The organism is Kribbella sp. NPDC050281, assembly GCF_040655855.1.
GTDB lineage: Bacteria > Actinomycetota > Actinomycetes > Propionibacteriales > Kribbellaceae > Kribbella.
This window is the reverse complement of the sequence record NZ_JBFAKS010000025.1, coordinates 71,108-91,712: the sequence shown is the minus strand read 5'-3', so window position 1 is coordinate 91,712 and position 20,605 is coordinate 71,108. Positions and strand designations below refer to the sequence as shown.

18 protein-coding genes and 1 pseudogene are annotated in these 20,605 nt (G+C 69.3%); 18 read left to right on the top strand and 1 reads right to left on the bottom strand.

Annotation, left to right across the window (positions count from 1 at the left end):
- The first annotated feature begins 78 nt into the window (after positions 1-78).
- The 17 genes and pseudogenes from rsmH to AB0I34_RS25755 all read left to right on the top strand — a co-directional run bounded on the left by rsmH (position 79) and on the right by AB0I34_RS25755 (position 19,126).
- Positions 79-1,044, top strand: a complete 966-nt coding sequence (gene rsmH, locus AB0I34_RS25835; protein ID WP_360449492.1) for a 16S rRNA (cytosine(1402)-N(4))-methyltransferase RsmH — start codon at positions 79-81, stop codon at positions 1,042-1,044.
- Positions 1,044-1,718 (top strand): hypothetical protein, encoded by a 675-nt coding sequence (locus AB0I34_RS25830; protein WP_360449490.1) that lies wholly within the window; start codon positions 1,044-1,046, stop codon positions 1,716-1,718. The genes rsmH and AB0I34_RS25830 overlap by 1 nt, the downstream gene beginning before the upstream one ends.
- 4 nt (positions 1,719-1,722) lie before the next feature.
- Entirely contained in the window at positions 1,723-3,936 is a 2,214-nt protein-coding gene (locus AB0I34_RS25825; RefSeq protein WP_360449489.1) for a penicillin-binding transpeptidase domain-containing protein, read from the top strand.
- 50 nt (positions 3,937-3,986) lie between these two features.
- Positions 3,987-5,510, top strand: coding sequence for a UDP-N-acetylmuramoyl-L-alanyl-D-glutamate--2,6-diaminopimelate ligase (locus AB0I34_RS25820; protein WP_360449487.1), 1,524 nt, complete (start codon positions 3,987-3,989; stop codon positions 5,508-5,510).
- Complete coding sequence (gene murF, locus AB0I34_RS25815) at positions 5,507-6,898, top strand: UDP-N-acetylmuramoyl-tripeptide--D-alanyl-D-alanine ligase (RefSeq protein ID WP_360449485.1); 1,392 nt, start codon at positions 5,507-5,509, stop codon at positions 6,896-6,898. The genes AB0I34_RS25820 and murF overlap by 4 nt, the downstream gene beginning before the upstream one ends.
- A complete protein-coding gene (gene mraY, locus AB0I34_RS25810) occupies positions 6,895-7,971 on the top strand; it encodes a phospho-N-acetylmuramoyl-pentapeptide-transferase (protein WP_360449483.1) in 1,077 nt (358 codons plus the stop codon). The genes murF and mraY overlap by 4 nt, the downstream gene beginning before the upstream one ends.
- Positions 7,968-9,407 carry a UDP-N-acetylmuramoyl-L-alanine--D-glutamate ligase gene (gene murD, locus AB0I34_RS25805; protein ID WP_360449481.1) on the top strand — a complete coding sequence of 480 codons (1,440 nt, stop codon included), beginning with the start codon at positions 7,968-7,970 and terminating at the stop codon, positions 9,405-9,407. The genes mraY and murD overlap by 4 nt, the downstream gene beginning before the upstream one ends.
- A gap of 4 nt (positions 9,408-9,411) precedes the next feature.
- The gene (ftsW, locus tag AB0I34_RS25800; RefSeq protein WP_360449478.1) at positions 9,412-10,650 is read left to right on the top strand and encodes a putative lipid II flippase FtsW; all 1,239 of its coding nucleotides are present in this window, start codon (positions 9,412-9,414) and stop codon (positions 10,648-10,650) included.
- A gap of 27 nt (positions 10,651-10,677) precedes the next feature.
- A complete protein-coding gene (gene murG, locus AB0I34_RS25795) occupies positions 10,678-11,766 on the top strand; it encodes an undecaprenyldiphospho-muramoylpentapeptide beta-N-acetylglucosaminyltransferase (protein WP_360449476.1) in 1,089 nt (362 codons plus the stop codon).
- Positions 11,763-13,223, top strand: coding sequence for a UDP-N-acetylmuramate--L-alanine ligase (murC, locus tag AB0I34_RS25790; RefSeq protein ID WP_360449474.1), 1,461 nt, complete (start codon positions 11,763-11,765; stop codon positions 13,221-13,223). Before murG ends, murC begins: the two co-directional genes overlap by 4 nt.
- A gap of 18 nt (positions 13,224-13,241) precedes the next feature.
- Entirely contained in the window at positions 13,242-13,982 is a 741-nt protein-coding gene (locus AB0I34_RS25785) for an FtsQ-type POTRA domain-containing protein (RefSeq protein WP_360449471.1), read from the top strand.
- A gap of 160 nt (positions 13,983-14,142) precedes the next feature.
- Positions 14,143-15,087, top strand: a pseudogene (ftsZ, locus tag AB0I34_RS25780) (cell division protein FtsZ); the annotation flags it as partial.
- A 610-nt stretch (positions 15,088-15,697) separates the two neighbouring features.
- The gene (gene pgeF, locus AB0I34_RS25775; RefSeq protein WP_360449468.1) at positions 15,698-16,429 is read left to right on the top strand and encodes a peptidoglycan editing factor PgeF; all 732 of its coding nucleotides are present in this window, start codon (positions 15,698-15,700) and stop codon (positions 16,427-16,429) included.
- Entirely contained in the window at positions 16,426-17,139 is a 714-nt protein-coding gene (locus AB0I34_RS25770; RefSeq protein WP_360449466.1) for a YggS family pyridoxal phosphate-dependent enzyme, read from the top strand. The genes pgeF and AB0I34_RS25770 overlap by 4 nt, the downstream gene beginning before the upstream one ends.
- Positions 17,140-17,209: 70 nt before the next feature.
- Positions 17,210-17,773, top strand: a complete 564-nt coding sequence (sepF, locus tag AB0I34_RS25765; protein WP_360449463.1) for a cell division protein SepF — start codon at positions 17,210-17,212, stop codon at positions 17,771-17,773.
- A 38-nt stretch (positions 17,774-17,811) separates the two neighbouring features.
- Positions 17,812-18,117 (top strand): YggT family protein, encoded by a 306-nt coding sequence (locus AB0I34_RS25760; protein ID WP_360449460.1) that lies wholly within the window; start codon positions 17,812-17,814, stop codon positions 18,115-18,117.
- A 247-nt stretch (positions 18,118-18,364) separates the two neighbouring features.
- Positions 18,365-19,126, top strand: coding sequence for a DivIVA domain-containing protein (locus AB0I34_RS25755; RefSeq protein WP_131351431.1), 762 nt, complete (start codon positions 18,365-18,367; stop codon positions 19,124-19,126).
- A gap of 94 nt (positions 19,127-19,220) precedes the next feature.
- Here the strand turns inward: AB0I34_RS25755 and AB0I34_RS25750 are convergent, their stop codons facing one another.
- Positions 19,221-19,676 (bottom strand): pyridoxamine 5'-phosphate oxidase family protein, encoded by a 456-nt coding sequence (locus AB0I34_RS25750; protein WP_360449458.1) that lies wholly within the window; start codon positions 19,674-19,676, stop codon positions 19,221-19,223.
- A 46-nt stretch (positions 19,677-19,722) separates the two neighbouring features.
- Between AB0I34_RS25750 and AB0I34_RS25745 the strand changes: the two genes are divergently transcribed.
- Positions 19,723-20,199 carry a MarR family winged helix-turn-helix transcriptional regulator gene (locus AB0I34_RS25745; RefSeq protein ID WP_360449455.1) on the top strand — a complete coding sequence of 159 codons (477 nt, stop codon included), beginning with the start codon at positions 19,723-19,725 and terminating at the stop codon, positions 20,197-20,199.
- Positions 20,200-20,605 lie beyond the last annotated feature (406 nt).

The following is a 20,605-nucleotide window of genomic DNA, read 5'->3' as shown; positions in this document are numbered from 1 at the left end:
GGCAGGCCTGACGGGCAGCACAGCAGTACAGAACCTGCGGGGGCAGGGTCGCTCCCGCGGCGACGGGAAGGGTCGAGGATGAACGCTGCGGAGCGGCATGTGCCGGTGATGCTGGAGCGCGTGGTCGCGCTGCTGGCGCCGGCGCTCGCGCACCCCGGCGCGGTCCTCGTCGACGCGACCCTCGGCCTCGGTGGTCATTCCGAGGCGTTCCTGCGCAGCTTCCCCGACGTCCAGCTGATCGGCTTCGACCGCGACCCCGCGGCGTTGCGCCTCGCCGGTGACCGGCTGGCGCCGTACGAGGAGCGGATCACCCTCGTGCACGCGGTGTACGACCAACTCCCGCGGGCGCTCGCGGACCTCGGCGTACCGGCGATCGACGGGATCCTGTTCGACCTGGGCGTCTCGTCGATGCAGCTGGACGAGGCCGACCGCGGGTTCGCCTACGCGCAGGACGCGCCGCTGGACATGCGGATGGACAGCACCGGCCCGACCACCGCCGCCGACATCGTGAACACCTACAGCGCGGCCGACCTGGCCCGGATCCTGTTCCAGTACGGCGAGGAGAAGTTCGCCCGGCGGATCGCGGACCGGATCGTGCGGGAGCGCGAGACCGAGCCGTTCACCACCAGCGCGCGACTGTCCGAGCTGGTGCGGAACGCGATCCCGCAGGCTGCCCGGCGTACCGGCGGGCACCCGGCGAAGCGGACGTTCCAGGCGCTGCGGATCGAGGTGAACGGCGAGCTCGAGGTACTCCGGCGGGCGTTGCCGGCTGCGCTCGCGGCGCTGGCGCTGCACGGGCGGATCGTGGTGATGAGCTACCAGTCCCTCGAGGACCGGATCACCAAGCAGACGTTCGCTGCCGCCACGAAGAGCGACGTACCTGACGACCTGCCGGTCATTCCGGCCGGGCACGAGCCGTACCTGAAGTTGCTGACCCGCGGCGCCGAGCGGCCGACCGAGGAGGAGGTCGCGGCGAACCCGCGGGCCGCCTCCGCTCGCGTGCGAGCCGCCGAACGAATCCGGGAGAAAGGGCTGGTGGCCTGATGAGTACTGTCTTCAGCCCGTCCAAGGCACGGGTCACGCCGGCGCCGGCCAAGCGGTCGGAGCCGAAGCTGCGGGTCGTCTACGGTGCGCCGTTCCGGCCACCGCGGATGCCGTTCGTCATCTTCGTGGTGTCGCTGCTGGCGGCCGGCCTGGTCGGCCTGCTGCTGCTCAACACCGAGCTGCAGGGCGGGACCTTCCAGGTCACCGAGCTGAACAAGCAGGCCGATCAGCTGCGGGACCAGCAGGAGCAGCTGGAGAAGCAGGTCCGCACGCTGGAGTCGCCGCAGAACCTGGCCGACCGGGCGCTGAGGATGGGCATGGTGCCGAACCCGAACCCGGTCTTCCTGCGGCTGTCCGACGGGCGGGTGCTCGGGGTGCCGCAGGAGGGCAAGGCCGGGACCGGTGCGGCGATGTTCGGTCCCGGCGCGGCGCCGAAGCCGGCCGTCACGCCGAATCCGCCGGTCGTCACGCCCAAGCCTCCGCCAGCGACGGTGAAGCCTCCGGCCGGCACGGTGAAGCCTCCGGCCGGGACGGTCAAGCCGGGGACGGTGACGCCGGGTACGGCTACCGCACGGACAGGAACCGCCACGGGTAACAAGCCGCCCGCCACCACGAACTCCCCGCGCACCGGTACGACGACAGGGGCGCAGGGCACCACGACCACCGGGGGATGATCGGATGACGGACCGACGGGGCAGCGAGCCGCCACGCAGGCGTGGCACCGAGCCGGGCCGGGGCGGCACGCCCCGCAAGGCCCAGCCTCGCCGTCCGTCCGTCACCGACAGCAATCGCTCCACCCCACAGCGTCCCGAATCCACCCGAGACCGCCTCCTCCGCCAAGCCCGCGAGGAGCAGGAGAGTGCCGCTCAACCGAGTCCCGCTCCGCGCCGTCCTGTGAAGAAGGCGCAGCCGAAGAAGCGGGTGAGCTCGAACGGCGCGCGCCCGACACCCCGCCGGACGACTGGTGACACCGACCCGCGGAAGAGGCCGGTCAAGAAGGCGCCGGCCAAGAAGGCTGCTGTCAAGAAGTCGGGAGGGAAGAAGAGGCCTCCGCAGAATCGGCCGGCTCCTCGGCCCAGGAAGCGGAAGGTCAAGCGGCCGCCGCGGACTTTGAAGTTGGGGCGGCCGACGTTGCGGCTGCGGGTGACGTTCGGGGTGATGGCGTTCGTGCTGTCGCTGTTCGCCGGGCGGCTGGTGCTGCTGCAGGGCGTGGACCCGGACAGCTATGCCCAGGCGGCCAGCCGGGAGAACACCAAGCCGTTCCCCCTGTACGCCTCCCGCGGCGCGATCGTCGACCGCAACGGCGTCCCGTTCTCGGTCTCCGAGGACGCGGTCGCGATCACCGCGGACCCGACCCAGACCGGCCCGGTCGCGACGCAGCTGGCCGCGATCATGGCGCCCAAGCTGTCCGGTACGACGTACGACAAGCTCGTCACCGCGATGACCGGGAAGGGCCGGTACGTCCGTCTCGCCCGCCAGGTCGCCCCGCAGACCTGGAACGAGATCCAGGCCGCGATGAAGCAGGGCAACGCCGGCATCAACGAGCAGAACAAGGCCAAACCGCAGGACCAGAAGGCCCCGCTGCTGGCCGGCCTCTACACCGAGGACGACCCGGTCCGCAGCCACCCCAACGGCACCATCGCCGCGAACGTGGTCGGCGTGGTCGGCGGCGACGGCAAGGGGCTGTCCGGACTCGAGTACGGGCTGAACGACAAGCTGTCCGGTCAGGACGGCAAGGCGATGTACGAGGTCGACACCAAGGGCAACAAGATCCCGAACGCGAACCACACGGTCGAGGAGCCGAAGCCCGGCGTCGGCGTACAGCTCACCCTGGACGCCGACCTGCAGTGGTTCGCCGAGAAGCGGATCGAGCAGACGGTGAAGCAGTACAAGGCCAGCGCCGGCACCGTGGTCACGATGGACGTGAAGTCCGGCGAGATCCTGGCGATGGCCAACTACCCGAGCTTCGACCCGAACAAGAGCATCACCTCGCCGAGCCAGTTGACGAACCCTGCGCTGGAGCGGACCTACGAGCCGGGCAGTGTGCAGAAGGTGGTCACCATGGCCGCTCTCGCCGACGCCGGCCTGATCGACCTGAACACCAAGCTCCGGGTCCCGGGCAGCATCGAGGTGCAGCGGCGCACGATCAAGGACCACTGGGACCACGGCACGCTGAACCTCACGATCGCCGGGGTGGTCGCGAAGTCGTCGAACGTCGGCACGATCATGGCCTCACAGCAGATGCGGATCCCGCAGTTCGTGAAGTACCTGCACGACTTCGGTTTCGGCGCGCCGACCGGGCTGAACTACCCGGGCGAGAGCAAGGGCCTGATGCCGCCGGGTGACGAGTGGAGCGAGCTGACCCGGTCGAACGTCGCGTTCGGCCAGGGCCTGTCGGCGAACGCGGTGCAGATGACCGCCGCGGTGAACGCGGTCGCGAACGGGGGCGTCTACGTGCCGCCGAAGCTGGTCCGCAACTACGTCGACGCGAACGGCACCACCACACCGAACCAGACCGCCCCGCCGCGTCGGGTGGTGAGCGAGAAGGCCGCCAAGGAGGTCGCCACGATGATGGAGGCGGTGACCGCGAAGAAGGGCACCGCACCGCAGGCGGCGATCGACGGCTACCTGGTGGCCGGCAAGACCGGAACCGCCCAGGAAGTCGACTCGGCCTGCGGGTGCTACCGCAAGTGGGCGACTTCTTTCGCCGGATTCGCCCCAGCCGACAACCCACGGTTCGTGACGTACGTCGTACTGCACGACCCCGTGGGTGCGCGGGGTGGTGGCTTCCAGGGAGGACCGGTGTTCCGAGACGTGATGAGCTACGCGCTGCAGAAGTACGTCGTCCCACCGACGGGGGCGAAGCAGCCCGACGTTCCCATCACCTGGTGACGCAGGGTCAGGTAGGACTCACGGTGCCCGGAGCGGTAGCCTCTGGGCCCGTGTCCAACCCTTCCGCCGCAGGCGGCGCCGTCGCAGCGATCAGGCCACGGCACATCGTGCCGGTCGACCTCGCCGAGGTCGCCAGGGTCGCCCACGCGCGGACCCCGGCAGCGTCGGCCGACATCACCGGTGTCTCGCTCGACTCGCGCTCCGTCCTTCCTGGTGATCTGTACGCCGCTCTGCCGGGTGCGATCACGCACGGTGCGGCCTTCGTGGCGAAGGCACAGCAGTCCGGAGCGGTCGCCGTGCTGACCGATCCCACCGGTGAGGAGCGGGCGAACGCGACCGGTCTGCCGGTGCTGGTGGTCGACAAGCCGCGGGACGTGCTCGGCGCGGTCGCTGCCCGGATCTACGGCGAGCCGACCAGTGAGCTGCGCCTGATCGGTATCACCGGCACGAACGGCAAGACCACGACCTGCTTCCTGCTGGACGCCGTACTGCGTCGGCTCGGGCAGGCGGCGTTGATCGGGACGATCGAGACGCGGATCGGCGACGAGGTGGTGAAGAGCGTCCGGACCACTCCGGAGGCGACCGATCTGCAGGCGCTGTTCGCCGTCATGCGGGAGCACGCTGTGGCGTGGTGCTCGATGGAGGTGTCGAGCCACGCACTGGCGATGGGCCGCGTGGATGGCGCGCGGTTCGCGGTGGCCGGGTTCACCAATCTCACCCAGGACCACCTGGACTTCCACAACACGTTCGAGGAGTACTTCGCCGCGAAGGCCTCACTGTTCACCCCGGAGCGGTGTGATGTGGCGGTGGTGACCATCGACGACGAGTACGGACGCCGGCTGGCCGCGCAGACCGTCGTACCGTTGGTGACTGTGTCCACGACCGGCGAGGCCGACTGGACCGTCGCGAGCCGGCACCAGTCCGAGCACGGCACGACCGTTCTCGACATCCAGGGGCCGGGGGAGACGCTGACCGTCGAGATCGCGCTGCCTGGTGACTTCAACGTGGCCAACGCGCTGCTGGCGACCGCGATGCTGCGGCAGGTCGACGTACCGGCGGAGGCGATCGCGGCCGGACTGCGGACCGCGACCGTGCCGGGGCGGATGGAGGCGTTCACCCGTGAGGACGGCCTCGCGGTGATCGTGGACTACGCGCATACGCCGGACGCGGTCGAGCTCGCGCTGAAGGCGGCGCGCGGCGCGACGAAAGGCCGGCTGTTCGCGATCGTGGGCTGCGGCGGCGACCGCGACGCGGGCAAGCGCCCGCAGATGGGCGCCGCGGCCGCGCGGGCATCGGACGTCGTCATCGTCACCGACGACAATCCGCGCAGCGAGGACCCGGCGGCGATCCGGGCCGCTGCGCTCGAGGGTGCCCGGCAGGCGGTCCCGGGCGTCGACCTGCACGAGATCGGTGACCGGAGGCGGGCCATCGCGACCGCGATCGAGCTGGCCGGACCCGGCGACACCGTCGTCGTACTGGGCAAGGGCCATGAGACAGGCCAGGACGTCGGCGGTGTGATCCACCCGTTCGACGACCGCCAAACCGTGCGTGAGTTGCTGGAGGCTGAGCGGTGATCGGAGTCAGGTGCGGTGAGATCGCCGAGGCGGTCCACGGCGAGCTGGTGGGTGTGGACCCGTCGGCCGTCGTCGACGGTGCGGTGGTGATCGATTCGCGAGCAGCCGCGCCCGGCGGGCTGTTCGTCGCCCTGCCCGGTGAGCGGGTCGACGGGCACGACTTCGTCGGTACGGCGTCCGAGGCCGGCGTCACGGCGTCACTCACGACCCGGCCGATCGACGGTGCACCCTGCATCGTCGTCGCCGACACCCAGAAGGCGCTCGGCGATCTGGCCCGGCTCGTGGTCAGCCGGCTGCCCGAGCTCGTGGTGATCGCCCTGACCGGCTCGTCCGGCAAGACCAGCACCAAGGACCTGATCGCGCAGCTGATCCGCCCGTACGGCGAGACGGTGTCGCCGGAGAACTCGTTCAACAACGAGATCGGTCACCCGCTCACCGCGCTGCAGGCGACCGAGAGCACGAAGTACCTGGTCGCCGAGATGGGCGCGCGGCACATCGGCGATCTCACCTACCTGTGCGGGATCACGCCGCCGCGGGTCGGACTGGTGCTGAACGTCGGGACGTCACATATCGGCGAGTTCGGCTCCCAGGACAACATCGCGCTCGGCAAGGGTGAGGTGATCGAGGCCGTCGTCCCCGGTGGTACGGCGATCCTCAACGCCGACGACCATCGGGTCGCGGCGATGCGGAGCCGGACAAAGGCACGAGTGCTGACCTTCGGCGAGGCGCCGGAGGCGGACATCCGCGCGGAGGGCGTCAAGCTCGACGCCGAGGGACGCCCCGCGTTCACCGTGCACCTCGGCGACTTCGCCGGCGAAGTGCAGTTGCAACTCATCGGCGAGCACCACGTGTCGAATGCGCTGGCCGCGGCGGCTGTCGCCTCGGCAGTCGGCCTCACCCCCGAACAGATTGTGGCCGGGCTCAACTCCGCAGGCCGCGTGTCGGCGGCGCGGATGGAGCTGGTCGAGCGGGCGGACGGTGTCACGATCATCAACGACGCCTTCAACGCCAACCCGGACTCGATGCGCGCGGCACTGAAGGCGCTGGTCGCGATCGGCCGCTCGCGCGGTGCGCGAACGTGGGCGGTGCTGGGCGAGATGCGCGAACTCGGCGACACCTCCACCGACGAGCACGACGCGATCGGACGGCTCGTGGTCCGGCTCGACGTCAACCGGCTCGTCGTGGTCGGGGAGGGTGCGAAGCCGATCCACCTCGGTGCGTCGCTCGAAGGTTCCTGGGGCAACGAGTCGGCGTTCGTCGACACCATCCCGGAGGCGCTGGAGATGCTGCGGTCCGAGCTGCGTCCGGGTGACGTCGTACTGGTGAAGTCCTCGAAGGCGGCGAAGTTGCGCAGCCTCGCCGATGCTTTGCTGGAGGGCGCGCAGTGATCTCGATCCTGTTCGCCGGCGCCGTGTCGATGGTGCTGACGCTGCTCGGCACCCGCTGGGCGATCACGCTGCTGTCGCGGCGTGGCTACGGCCAGGAGATCCGCGACGACGGCCCGACCTCGCACCACACCAAGCGCGGTACGCCGACCATGGGCGGCACCGTCTTCATCGTCGCCACCATCGTCGGGTACTTCGCGGCGAAGCTGTTCACGATGATCAGCGGCCACGGGAGCGCGCCGACCGCCTCTGCGCTCCTGGTGCTGTTCCTGTTCGCCGGCATGGGCGCGGTGGGCTTCCTGGACGACTTCATCAAGATCGTCCGCCAACGCAGCCTGGGCCTGCGCAGCAAGGCGAAACTGGCCGGCCAGACGGTGGTCGCGGTCTCCTTCGCCGTCCTCGCGCTGCAGTTCCCCGACGAGCGCGGCCAGCGTCCGGCCTCGCCGTTCATCTCGTTCATCCGCGACATCAACTGGCTGCACCTGGCCGGGATCCTGGTGGTGATCTGGATCCTGCTGCTGATCGCCGGCATGTCGAACGGCGTCAACCTGGTCGACGGCCTGGACGGTCTGGCCACCGGCGCGTCGATGATGGTGTTCGGTGCGTACACCCTGATCTGCATCTGGCAGTTCAACCAGAGCTGCGCGTCGTTCCCGACCGCCAAGTGCTACGAGGTCCGCGATCCACACGACCTGGCCGTGGTGGCCGCCGCTCTGACCGGCGCGCTGTTCGGCTTCCTGTGGTGGAACGCGTCGCCGGCGAAGATCTTCATGGGCGACACGGGCTCGCTGTCGCTGGGTGGTGCGCTGGCCGGGTTCGCGGTGATGACCCGGACCGAACTGCTGGTGCTGCTGCTCGGCGGGCTGTTCGTCATCGTCACCGCCTCGGTGATCCTCCAGGTCGGCTACTTCAAGCTGACCGGGGGCAAGCGATTGTTCCGGATGGCGCCGCTGCACCACCACTTCGAGATGCTCGGGTGGGAACAGGTCAATGTGGTGATCCGGTTCTGGATCATCCAGGGCCTGTGTGTCGTGATCGGTCTCGGGCTGTTCTACGCGGAATGGGTCGCCGGATGAGTCTCGAAACACGCACCTCCGACGGTTGGGCGACGACCCGGTTCGTTGTGCTCGGCTTCGGTACGGCGGGCTACGCGTGCGCCGACTCACTACTGCAGGCCGGCGCCGAGCACGTCACGGTGCTGGACGATCGGGACAACGAGGCACTGCGCGAGAAGGCGCAGATCCTCGAGACCCTCGGCGCCGCCATCACCCTCGGCCCGGGCAGTACGGCGGAACTCCCGAAGGATGTCGACATCGTGGTGACGTCGCCCGGCGTCCCGCCGTACGCGCCGCTGCTCGCGCAGGCCGACGAGCGCGAGGTGCCGATCTGGAGCGAGATCGAACTGGCCTGGCGGCTGCGGGACCCGGCGAATGCCGCGCCGTGGCTGTGCATCACCGGGACCAATGGCAAGACCACGACCGTGCAGATGCTGACCGCCATGCTGACCGCGGCCGGCCACCGTGCCGTTGCCGCGGGCAACGTCGGGCTGCCGCTGCTGGAAGTCGTGATGGACCCCGAGCCGTACGACGTGATCGCGGTGGAGCTGTCCAGCTACCAGTTGCACTTCACCCACTCGATGTCCGCGCACTCGGCCGCCGTACTGAACCTCGCGCCCGATCACGTCGACTGGCACGGGTCGATGGAGGCCTATGCGAAGGACAAGGGCCGGATCTACGAGAACTGCCAGATCGCGTGCGTCTACAACGTCGCCGACCCGGCCACCGAGCAACTGGTCGTCGACGCCGAGGTGATCGAGGGCTGCCGCGCGATCGGCTTCACCCTCGGTACGCCGGGACTGTCGATGGTCGGCCTGGTCGAGGATCTGCTGGTCGACCGCGCCTTCGTCGAGCAGCGCGAGACCTCCGCGCTGGAGCTGGCGAAGCTCGACGACATCACGCCGGCGGCACCGCACAACGTGGCGAACGCGTTGGCCGCGGCGGCGCTCGCCCGGGCGTTCGGCGTACCCGCGACGGCGGTGAGGGACGGGCTGCGCGGGTTCACCCCGGACAAGCATCGGATCGCGCATGTGGCGGAAGTTGCCGGGGTCAACTATGTCGACGACTCGAAGGCGACCAACCCGCACGCGGCGCAGGCGTCGCTGCTGGCGTACGAGCACGTGGTCTGGATCGCCGGCGGTCAGGCCAAGGGCGCGACGTTCGACGAACTGGTGCTCGCGGCAAGGGAACGGCTGCGGGGGGTCGTGCTGCTCGGCCAGGACAAGCAGGTAATCGCCGAAGCACTTGCCCGACACGCACCGGATGTCCCGGTAATCACTGTCGAGGCAACGGACACTGGAGCCATGCAGATCGTGGTGGGGGAGGCGGCGAAGCTGGCACAGGTGGGTGACACCGTGCTGCTCGCGCCTGGCTGCGCATCCTGGGACATGTTCGCCAACTACGGAGCCCGTGGCGACGCCTTCGCCGAAGCCGTGCAGCAGTTGACCTGGGAGTGATCGCGTGACGTCGATCGCGGATCAGCCCAAGAAAGCGCAGGACGAGCGGCCGTGGATTGCCGCCATCCGCGAGGTGCTCGACCGGCCCCTGACGTCGTACCACATCCTGCTCGGTGCGACCGGCCTGCTGCTGGTGCTCGGGCTGCTGATGGTCCTGTCGGCGTCCAGCGTCCTGTCGCTGCGTGCGAACGGGAACAGCTACACGATCTTCGTCCGCCAGTTGATCTGGGTCGGCGTCGGCCTGCCGATGGCGTATGTCGCGTCCCGGATGACGCCTCGGCACTTCCGCATGCTCGCGTACGTCGCGCTGCTCGGTTCGGTGTTCCTGCTGGTGCTGACCTACGTGCCCGGCCTCGGTGTCGGGGTGAAGGGCAACACGAACTGGCTGAACCTCGGTGGACCCCTGCAGATCCAGCCGAGTGAGTTCGCCAAGCTGGCGCTGGTGATGTGGTGCGCGGACCTGTACGCGCGCAAGGAGAAGTTGCTCACCCAGTGGAAGCATCTGCTGGTCCCGATGGTGCCGGTCTGCGGTCTGGTGATCGCACTGGTCGTCGGACAGCACGACCTGGGTACGGCCCTGGTGCTGATGGCCGTGATGATCGGCATGATCTGGGTGGTCGGCGCGCCGACCAGGTTGTTCATCGCGACCATCACGGTGGTCGGCACGATCGCGTCGTACTTCGTCATCACCGCGAAGCACCGGATGGACCGCGTCTCGTCGTTCCTGGATCCGTTCACCGACCCGTCCGGTGTCGGCTGGCAGGCGTACCACTCGTTCTACGCGCTCTCGACCGGCGGCTGGTGGGGTGTCGGAATCGGCAACAGCCGGCAGAAGTGGGGCAATCTGCCGGAGGCGCACACCGACTTCATCTTCTCCGTGATCGGTGAGGAGCTCGGCCTGTTCGGGTCGCTCACCGTGCTCGCCCTGTTCCTCACCCTGGCCTATGCCGGAGTGCGGATCGCGACTCGGAACACCCAGCCGTTCGTCCGCTATGCGGCGGCCGGGATCACCGTCTGGATCATGGCGCAGACCCTGGTCAACCTGGGTGCCGTGATCGGACTGCTACCCATCGTGGGGATTCCGCTCCCGCTTTTGTCGTACGGTGGTTCCGCACTGCTGCCGACGCTGATCGCGATCGGCATGCTGCTGTCCTTCGCGAAGGCCGAACCCGGCGCGCAGGCCGCCTTGAAGGAGACCAGGCGGTCGCGGTTCGGATGGCTGCCTTCGCGGCGTACGCCCTAACGAGAACACGCGGGAGCGTTGAAAGCTGTGCCCAGCATCGTCCTGGCCGGTGGAGGATCCGCCGGCCACACCTCACCCCTGATCGCCACCGCCGACGCACTGCGCCGCATCGACCCGACGGTCGAGATCCTCGCCCTCGGCACCGAGCGTGGCCTGGAGACCCGCGTGATTCCCGAGGCCGGCTACCGGCTCGAGTTGATCCCGCCGGTGCCGCTGCCGCGCAAGCCCACGCCCGCCCTGCTCGCCGTCCCCGGGAAGATGCTCGCCTCGGTCGGCGCGGCCCGCAGGGCGCTCGACGAGGCGAAGGCCGACGTCCTGGTCGGATTCGGCGGCTACGTCTCCACACCCGCGTACGTCGCGGCGTGGCGGCGGAAGACGCCGATCGTCGTCCACGAGGGCAACGCGATGCCCGGGATCGCGAACAAGTTCGCCGCCCGCTACTGCACGCGGCACGTGAAGACATCCTTCCCGGGCACGGACCTTCCGCACGCGGAGTACGTCGGCCTGCCGATCCGGCGAGCGATCTCCACGCTGAACCGGGCCGCGCTGCGCGCCGAGGCTCGTCAGTTCTTCGGACTGGACCCGGACGCGCCGACGCTGTTCGTGACCGGTGGCTCGCAGGGCGCGCAGCAGATCAACCAGGCCGTCTCCGGCGCCGCCGCGGACCTGCAGGCAGCCGGGATTCAGGTGCTGCACGCGATCGGCCCGAAGAACACCCTCGAGGTCCCGCAGACCGGTCGCTACCCGTACGTCGTGCTCAACTACGTCGACCGGATGGACCTCGCGTACGCCGCGGCCGACCTGGTCGTCGGCCGCTCGGGTGCGAACACGGTCACCGAGGTGTCCGGTGTCGGCCTGCCCGCGATCTACGTTCCGCTGCCGATCGGTAACGGTGAGCAGCGATTGAACGCGAAGCCGGTGGTGGACGTGGGTGGAGGTGTGCTGATCGACAACGCGGAGATGACGACGGACTGGGTCCGGGCCAACGTGCCGCAACTTCTGCACGACCGTGAGCGTCTGACAGCCATGTCCACAGCAGCGACCGGCGTGATCCGTACGGATGCCGACGAGCGATTGGCGCGGATCATCCTGGATGTGGTGGGGTCTGCTTCGTGATCGTCACCGCTCCTGACACAACGCTGCCCGCGGAGAAGCTGGGCAGGGTGCACTTCGTCGGTATCGGCGGCGCCGGTATGTCCGGGATCGCCCGGATCATGGCGTCCCGCGGCATCGAGGTGTCCGGCTCCGACGCCAAGGACAGCAAGGTGCTGGCCGCGCTGCGCGCGCTCGGCGCCACCTGCTGGGTCGGCCACGCCGCCGAGCACGTCGCGGCCGTGGACACCGTGGTGGTGTCGACCGCGATCCGCGAGACCAACCCCGAGGTGGTCGCGGCACGGGCCGCCGGGATCCAGATCCTGCCGCGGGCCGCCGCGCTCGCCTCGGTGATGGTCGGTCGCCGGACGCTGGCGATCGCCGGCACACACGGCAAGACGACCACGACCTCGATGCTGACCGTCGCGTTGCAGCACTGCGGAGCGGATCCGTCGTACGCGATCGGCGGCAACCTGAACGAGTCGGGCTCGAACGCCCACGACGGCAGCGGTGACCTGTTCGTCGCCGAGGCGGACGAGTCGGACAAGTCGTTCCTGACGTACACGCCCGAGGTGTCGATCGTCACGTCGGTCGAGCCGGACCACCTGGACAACTATGGCGACGAGGCCAGCTACCGGAAGGCCTTCGAGGAGTTCTGCGGTCGCGTGCTGGCCGGCGGCTTCATGGTGATCTGCCACGACGACGCGGGTGCGCGCCGGCTGGCGGCGTACGCGCAGGAGCAGGGGATCGACGTCCGCACGTACGGCGAGTCGGAGGACGCGGACCTGCGCGTCACCGAGATCACCGCCACCGGGGCGACGCAGTCGTTCGTGCCGGTGTACCGCGGCCGCAAGCTGCCGATGGTGCAGTTGCAGCAGGCGGGCAAGCACAACGCGCTGAACGCGTCGGCCGCGCTGACGGTCGGCCTGGGCCTCGGGTTCTCCGCGGCCGACCTCGCCGAGGGGTTGGCGTCGTTCACCGGCACCGGGCGGCGGTTCGAGTTCAAGGGGCTCGAGGACGGCGTACGGGTGTTCGACTCGTACGCTCATCACCCGACCGAGCTGGCCGTCGACCTGACCGCGGCCCGACAGGTCGCGGGGGAGGGCCGCGTGGTCGCGTGCTTCCAGCCGCACCTGTTCAGCCGGACCAGGATCTTCGCCACCGAGTTCTCGGACGCGCTCGCGCTGGCCGACGAGGTCGTCGTGATGGACGTGTTCGCCGCCCGTGAGGACCCGGAGCCTGGTGTCACCGGTGCCCTGATCGCGAACCACGTGCCGTTGAAGCCGGAGCAGGTCCGCTTCGAGCCGTCCTGGTCCGCCGTACCTCAGCTGGTCGCCGACCTGGCCGAGCCCGGCGACCTGGTGGTCACCCTGGGCGCCGGCGACGTGACCCTGATCGGGCCGGAGGTCGTTGGTCTGCTGGCCGAACGCGCCGCCGCCCGCGAGTCTGCCGCGGAAGCCCTTGCCCCTGTGGTGGAGTAATTGCGTGGGGTTTGTTGAATGAGCCAGAGCGCTGATCTGGCTCGGGCACAGCAGCGGTTCGCGCGCCGGCAACGGCTCGTGCGGTGGCGGAGTTGGCTGCCGTGGGCCATCGGCGGCGCACTGGTCGTCGTGGCCGGCGTGATCGTCTGGTTGTTCTACTACTCGTCCGCCTTCGCAGTCGACGGCGTCCGGGTGAGCGGTGCGGACACGGTGCCGGTGGCAACGATTCAGAACGTCGCCGAGGCACCGGTCGGGACGCCGCTGGCGAAGGTCGATCTGCGCTCGATCGCCGACCGGGTCCGGACCATTCCGGCGGTGGCGGACGCGCAGGTGACCCGCGCCTGGCCGAACAAGGTCGTGATCGTCGTCACGGAACGGGTCGCGGTGGTGGTCGTCACCGACGGGTCGCGGTTCGAGTTGGTCGACGCGACCGGTACGACGTTCAAGACCGTGCCGAACCGGCCGGCCGGGCTGCCGGAGGCCAAGGTCACCGGCTCCCGGCGCGACGTCACGATCCGTTCGCTGGTGACGGTTTCGGCGGCCCTGCCGGACACGTTGCGGGCCCAGGTCGGGTCGATCTCGGCGGAGTCGCCGGACTCGATCACCCTCAACCTCGGCTCCGGGGTGAAGGTCGTGTGGGGCAGCTCCGATGACAGCGAGCGCAAAGCGGAAGTACTCAGCGTACTGATGAAGCGCAAGGCGAAGGTGTACGACGTCTCGGCACCCGATCTCCCTGTCACCAAAGGGGAAAAGCGGTGAGGGATCACATCACGGGAGTGTGCGGCGAGGCGCGTGGACTTTGGCTGGAAGCGTCCCGTACCGTGCGTCGTAATCTAAAGTTGACATAAGTCTAAGCATTCAGTTGAGGTTCAGTCTTTTCGCTGGACAACGGGAAACGAACGAGGCGAGAGGCGCGGACGTGGCGGCACCGCAGAACTACCTGGCACTCATCAAGGTCGTCGGCATCGGCGGAGGCGGCGTGAACGCCGTCAACCGGATGATCGAGCACGGTCTGAAGGGCGTTGAGTTCATCGCCATCAACACCGACGCGCAGGCGCTGCTGATGAGCGACGCGGACGTCAAGCTCGATATCGGCCGGGAGGAGACCCGGGGCCTCGGCGCCGGCGCGAACCCGGCGATCGGGCAGAAGGCCGCCGAGGACCACGCGGAGGAGATCGAGGAGGCGCTGAAGGGCGCCGACATGGTCTTCGTCACCGCGGGCGAGGGCGGCGGCACCGGCACCGGTGGCGCGCCGGTGGTGTCCCGCATCGCGCGCTCGCTCGGTGCGCTGACGATCGGTGTGGTGACCCGGCCGTTCTCGTTCGAGGGGAAGCGCCGTGCGACCCAGGCGGAGGACGGTATCGCCGCCCTGCGCGAAGAGGTCGACACGCTGATCGTGATCCCGAACGACCGGCTGCTGACGATCTCCGACCGCGCCGTGTCCGTGCTGGACGCGTTCAAGCAGGCCGACCAGGTGCTGCTGCAGGGTGTTTCCGGCATCACCGACCTGATCACCACGCCCGGCCTGATCAACGTGGACTTCGCCGACGTCAAGGCGGTCATGTCCAACGCCGGATCCGCGCTGATGGGCATCGGCTCGTCCCGCGGCGAGGACCGCGCGGTCGCGGCGGCCGAGGCGGCCATCTCCTCGCCGTTGCTCGAGGCAAGTATCGAGGGTGCGCACGGCGTGCTGCTGTCGATCGCCGGCGGCTCCGACCTGGGCCTGTTCGAGATCAACGAGGCGGCCCAGCTGGTCTCGGAGTCCGCGCATTCGGACGCGAACATCATCTTCGGCGCGGTCATCGACGATGCCCTCGGCGACGAGGTGCGGGTCACGGTGATCGCGGCCGGGTTCGACGGCGGGATGCCGAAGCGCCGTGAGCAGGCGATGAACTCGGCCCGCCCACAGACCACGCGCCCGGCGACCGACGCGTCGACGTACTCGGCCCCGATGTCCGGGACGACGAACCCGCCGGCACAAAGCGGTCAGCCTGCGACTGGGCAGCCGGGTCAGCCACCGGCAGATCAGCCTGGCGCCGGCCAGTCCGCATCCGGTCAGCCGGCCGCGGGCCAGGGCACCGCGGGGCAGAACGGCGGTCCGGCTCAGCCGGCCTCGGGCACCCCGGCCGGCCAGGCCACGACTCCGCCTGCTCCGACCGACGACACCGTCCCGGTGCCGGCCCCGACCGAGGGCCGTCCGGGAGCAGGCACGACCAACTCGGCCCGCCCGCAGGCCGGTGACCCGGTTCGCACCGTGCCGTCGCAGCCCGCGCCGCACACGCCGGCCACTCCGACCTCGCCGCACTCGTGGCCGACCAACGGTCCGAGCAACTCGCCGACCGGCGGTTCGACGTCCGGTTCCACCTCCTCGCAGCCCGCGCCGGCCCGCCCGGTCCGCAAGCCGGAGCCGGAAGAGGACCTCGACATCCCGGACTTCCTGAAGTAAGGAGCGTCCGGGCCGGTAGCCTTTGTTCGTGTTCAGCTACGACGAGGTTCACTCCGCTGCCCGCTTCGCCGTCACCGACCGCTTCGGCGGTGTGAGCACAGCGCCGTACGGCGAGCTGAACCTCGGCGGGTCGGGCGAGGATCCGGAGCTGATCGCGGAGAACTTCCGCCGCATCGCGGCGGCCTTCGGCGTCGAGCCGGAGGCCGTGGTCCGGGTCAGCCAGGTCCACGGGCGCGACGTTCATGTGGTCCGGCCGGGGGACGAGTTGCCGGCCGACCCGACACCGACCGCGGACGCGATAGTCACGACCAGGTCCGATGTGGTGCTGGCTGTCCGTGCCGCCGACTGTCTCCCGGTCCTGCTGGCCGATTCCGAGCAACGCGTGATCGGTGCCGCCCACTCCGGACGCCCGGGGATGTACGTCGGCGTCGTACCGGCCACCGTCGAGGCGATGCGTGACCTCGGTGCCCGGCACATCACCGCCGTACTCGGGCCGCATGCGTGTGGGAAGTGTTACGAGGTGCCCGCGGAGATGCGGGCCGAGATCGCGGAGCGGGTGCCGGCGTCGTACTCCGAGACCACGTGGGGTACGCCGGCCATCGACGTGGCCGCTGGAGTGAAGTCGCAGCTGGCCGAACTCGGGGTCGAGGTCATCGACGCGACCACATGCACGATCGAGTCGGAGAACCTGTATTCGTACCGGCGTGAAGGCAAGGTCAGCGGACGCCTGGCTGGTCTGGTCAAGCTGGCCGCGGAATGAGCACACGTACTGACGAACTGCGGAGCAATCTGCAGCAGGTCCGGGAACGGATCGAGAAGGCCTGTCAGGCGGCCGGGAGGTCTCCGGACGAGGTCACCCTCGTCGCGATCACCAAAACCTTCCCAGTTAGCGACGTACGGGCGCTGGCGGCCCTCGGGGTCCGGGACGTGGGGGAGAACCGCGAGCAGGAGCTCAAGGCGAAGGCACCGGACTGCGCGGACCTGACCTGGCACTTCGTCGGGCAACTGCAGTCGAAGAAGGCCCGCTCGGTGGCCCGGAACGCGTCGATCGTGCACTCCGTGGACCGCTCGTCACTCGTGGCCGCGCTGTCGAAGGCCGCTGTCGCCGAGGAGAAGACTCTTCGCTGCCTGCTCCAGGTCAGCCTGGCGTCGTACGGATCGAGTGAGGCCGCGACCGGCGCCGAACGGGGTGGAGTCGAGCCTGACGCCGTACCGGAACTGGCCGCGGAGGTCGCGGCCGCGGACCGGCTGGAGCTCGGTGGCGTGATGGCGGTAGCGCCGCTGGGATCGGACCCCGACGTTGCCTTCGCCGGGCTGCAAGAAGTAGCGTCCCGGCTACGCTCCGAACACCCCGGCGCAGACTGGATCTCGGCCGGGATGACCGGTGATCTGGAGGCCGCGATCAGGCGCGGCGCGACACACGTCCGGCTCGGGCGCGCCTTACTCGGTACGCGTCCTCCACTCGGTTAGTGTCGACATCGAGCAGGTTTGCTTCCTGCTCACCGTTGTCGTCGAACCGGGATCGAGGGGCTGGAGGGCCATGAGCGGCGCACTGCGCAAGATGGGTGTGTACCTCGGCTTGGTCGAGGACGGGGAGCGCTACAACGCTCGCTACGACGATGAGTACGACGACTACGAGGAGTACGACGAAGCCGTCGACGGGGAGTCCCACGAGCCCGAGCCGGTGCCCGCCGGCCGGGAGAGCCGCGAGGCCCGTGAATCCCGCACCGAGTCGCAATCTCACTCGGGTCGCGAGGAGCAGGGCGCAACGGTGAGCAAGTTTCCAGATCGACGTGGTGTTGCACCGTCCCCGGAGGTTACCGAGTTGGCCCGCATCACCACCGTGCACCCGCGCAGCTACAACGAGGCGCGCGTCATCGGTGAGCACTTCCGCGACGGCACGCCCGTCATCATGAACCTGACCGAGATGGACCACGCGGATGCCAAGCGGCTGGTCGATTTCGCCGCCGGGCTGATCTTCTGCTGCCGTGGTTCGATCGAGCGGATCACCACCAAGGTGTTCCTGGTCTGCCCGCCGAACGTGACGGTGGCCGCCGAGGAGAAGGAGAAGATCGCCGCGGACGGGTTCTACAACCAGAGCTGACCCGAACCCTTCGCCGGTCTTCTACACTCATTGACGACATGGTTGCTCTAACGCTCGTCCTCAGTGTTCTGTACTGGGTGCTGCTCGCCTTCTTTCTGGTGCTGGTGGCGCGGTTCGTACTCAGTCTGATCGTCATGTTCGCGCCGCAGTGGCACCCGAAAGGCCCACTGCTGCTGTTCTTCGAACTGATCTACTCGGTCACCGATCCGTTCCTGCGCCCGCTGCGGCGGATCCTGCCCCCGATCGGGGCCGGCGGGATCCGGATCGACCTGTCCATGCTGATGCTGTTCGTGATCGTCTCCGTGGCGATGTCGATCAACTCGACCGCGCTCGGATCGCTGTGACCCAGCGGATCGGGCCGGACAGGGAACCGGCGGAGGTTCTGCCGGGTCGGAGGGTGAGTACACCGGGTACTGGGTAGGTAGAGTCTCGACGAAACGGCTGAGTTGTCGAGACTCTCCGCGGGGGCAGTGGAGCGTTATCGCCCGCCCGGATTCCGTCAGAACACAACGAAGCGATAACGTGATCTACTGAGTCGCCGAGGTGAAGGCCACGGGGACTCCGCCAAGACACAGACAAACGAGGTGAAAGATGCCGCTGACGCCGGATGACGTCCGCTCGAAGCAATTCACGCCCGTCCGACTACGGGAGGGCTACGACGTCACAGAGGTCGACTCCTTCCTCGACGAGGTGGAGGCCGAGCTCGAGCGACTTCTCGCCGAGAACGAGGAGCTGCGGGCCAAGCTCGCGGCGGCTCAGCGCGCGGGCGCGGGACAGGAGCGGCCGGTCGTCGACCAGACCGCTGCGCTGCCGCCTGTCGTGCAGCAGCCCAAGCCCCCGGTCGTCGTCGAGAAGCCGGAGGAGAAGCCACCCGTGGTGCCCGCTGTTGCGGCCGCGGGGGCTGCTGCGGCAGCAGGCACTGTCGGGGACGCGTCCAGCTCCGCCGTGCGGCTGCTGGAAATGGCGACCAAGCACTCCGACGACCTGGTCCAGGAGGCGAAGGACACCGCCGACAAGATCATCGGCGAGGCCCGCGCCAAGGCCGAGCGGCTGGAGAACGAGGCGCGTGGCAAGGCCGACCGGATGACCGGCGAGGCCCGTGCCCGCGCCGAGAAGCTGGACGGCGAGATCGCCGAGCGCCGGGCCCAGATGCTCGGCACGCTGGAGAAGCAGAAGGGTCAGCTCGAGCGCACGATCGACGACCTGCACGCCTACGAGCGCGAGTACCGCAGCCGGCTGAAGACGTACTTCACCGAGCAGCTCAAGGCGCTCGGGAACGGCGACGACACGCTCAGCCCGCGCAACGGCTTCCGCCCGGAGGCTCGCGCCCAGGCTCACGGTCACGGCGTCTAAAAAACCTCGAGAAGAGGCGGTGCTTTCCGGCAGCACCGCCTCTTCGGCATGTCTGGCCACGTCTGACACACCGTCCCGTTGCGGTGACAGGGTGTCAGGGCCAGGCGAGCGGATCCTTCCGGCCACTGAGCGTCTCGACGTCGGTGAGCCGCAGCCGGTACGGCGTCAGCCGTAGCAGGGAGGGCGATTCCCCGGCCGGGCCGTCGGGGAACACACTCCAGAAGTTGTAGCCGAGCGGTGCCGGCTCGCCCCGGTACAGTTCCCAGACTCGTTGCCTGGTCGCGACATCGGCGACCCACTCCGCGCGGCAGTCCGCGACAGCCACTTGATGACCGGGCTCCCAGTAGCTGCAACTCAAGTACGGGCTGTAGGCAAGGTGTCGCACCTTCACCGGCGTCGCCCGCGTGACGATCCACCCGGTCAGCTCATCCGCCAGTTCCCACAGCGGATGGAGGATGCGGGTCCGCGGCCGGTGATCCGGTCCGACGGTCGCGACGGTGCACCACACGATCCGGTGCGCCCGATCCAGAAACTCCTTTTGCACAACCATGGTTGTAGGTTAGCCGATACACAACCACGGTTGTATAGTTCGCGGCATGGACTTCGATCCGGCCGGTGCGGACCTCTCACTCGCCTCGCTGTTCGCCGGCTGGGCGCTGGCCGACGAGCTGCAGCGCCGCCTGGTGGCGGACGGTTTCGAGGACACCCGATTCGCCGACGGGGTGATCTTCCAGCATCTGGTCAGCGGCCCGGTGACGATCAGCACACTGGCCGAGCGTCTCGGTGTCACCCAGCAGGCCGCGTCCAAGTCGGTCGTGGACCTCGAGCATCGTGGCTACCTGACCCGCGAGCCGGATCCCGCCGACGCTCGCGCGCGGAACGTCGTACTCACCCAGCGGGGACAGTCCGTGATCGCCGCGGCCCGGCGTCATCGGGCGGCCCTGGACGCAGAACTCCGCCGAGCCCTCGGCACCGAGCGCATCGAAGCAGCCCGGTTGCTGCTCGTCGACACCATCAACCACCTCGGCGCCACCCCACCCCTCCGAGCCCGCACCGTCCGCCCACCGCGCTAACCACCCGCCCGACCCATTCGCGCGTGCCCTCCCGCCCGCCTGCAGACCGATTCGCCCGCGCGCCCGCCCGCATGCAGACCCGCGCGCGCCCGCCCCCGTCTGGTGGGCTGACCCGCGAGATGGTGGGTTTGCCAGCCGCCTGCCGATGGCCAACCCCCCATCCGGTGGGTCGACCCACTCGCCGGCGCACCCGCCAGCATGCAGACCCGCCCACCCGACCGCCCCGTCTGGTGGGCTGACCCACGAGACGGTGGGTCTGCCAGCCGCCTGCCGATGGCCAACCCCCCATCCGGTGGGTCGACCCACTCGTCGGCGTGCCCGCCCGCGCCTCCGCCCGCGTACAGACCCACTCGCCCGCGCGCCCGCGCCCGTCTGGTGGGCTGACCCACGAGACGGTGGGTTGGCC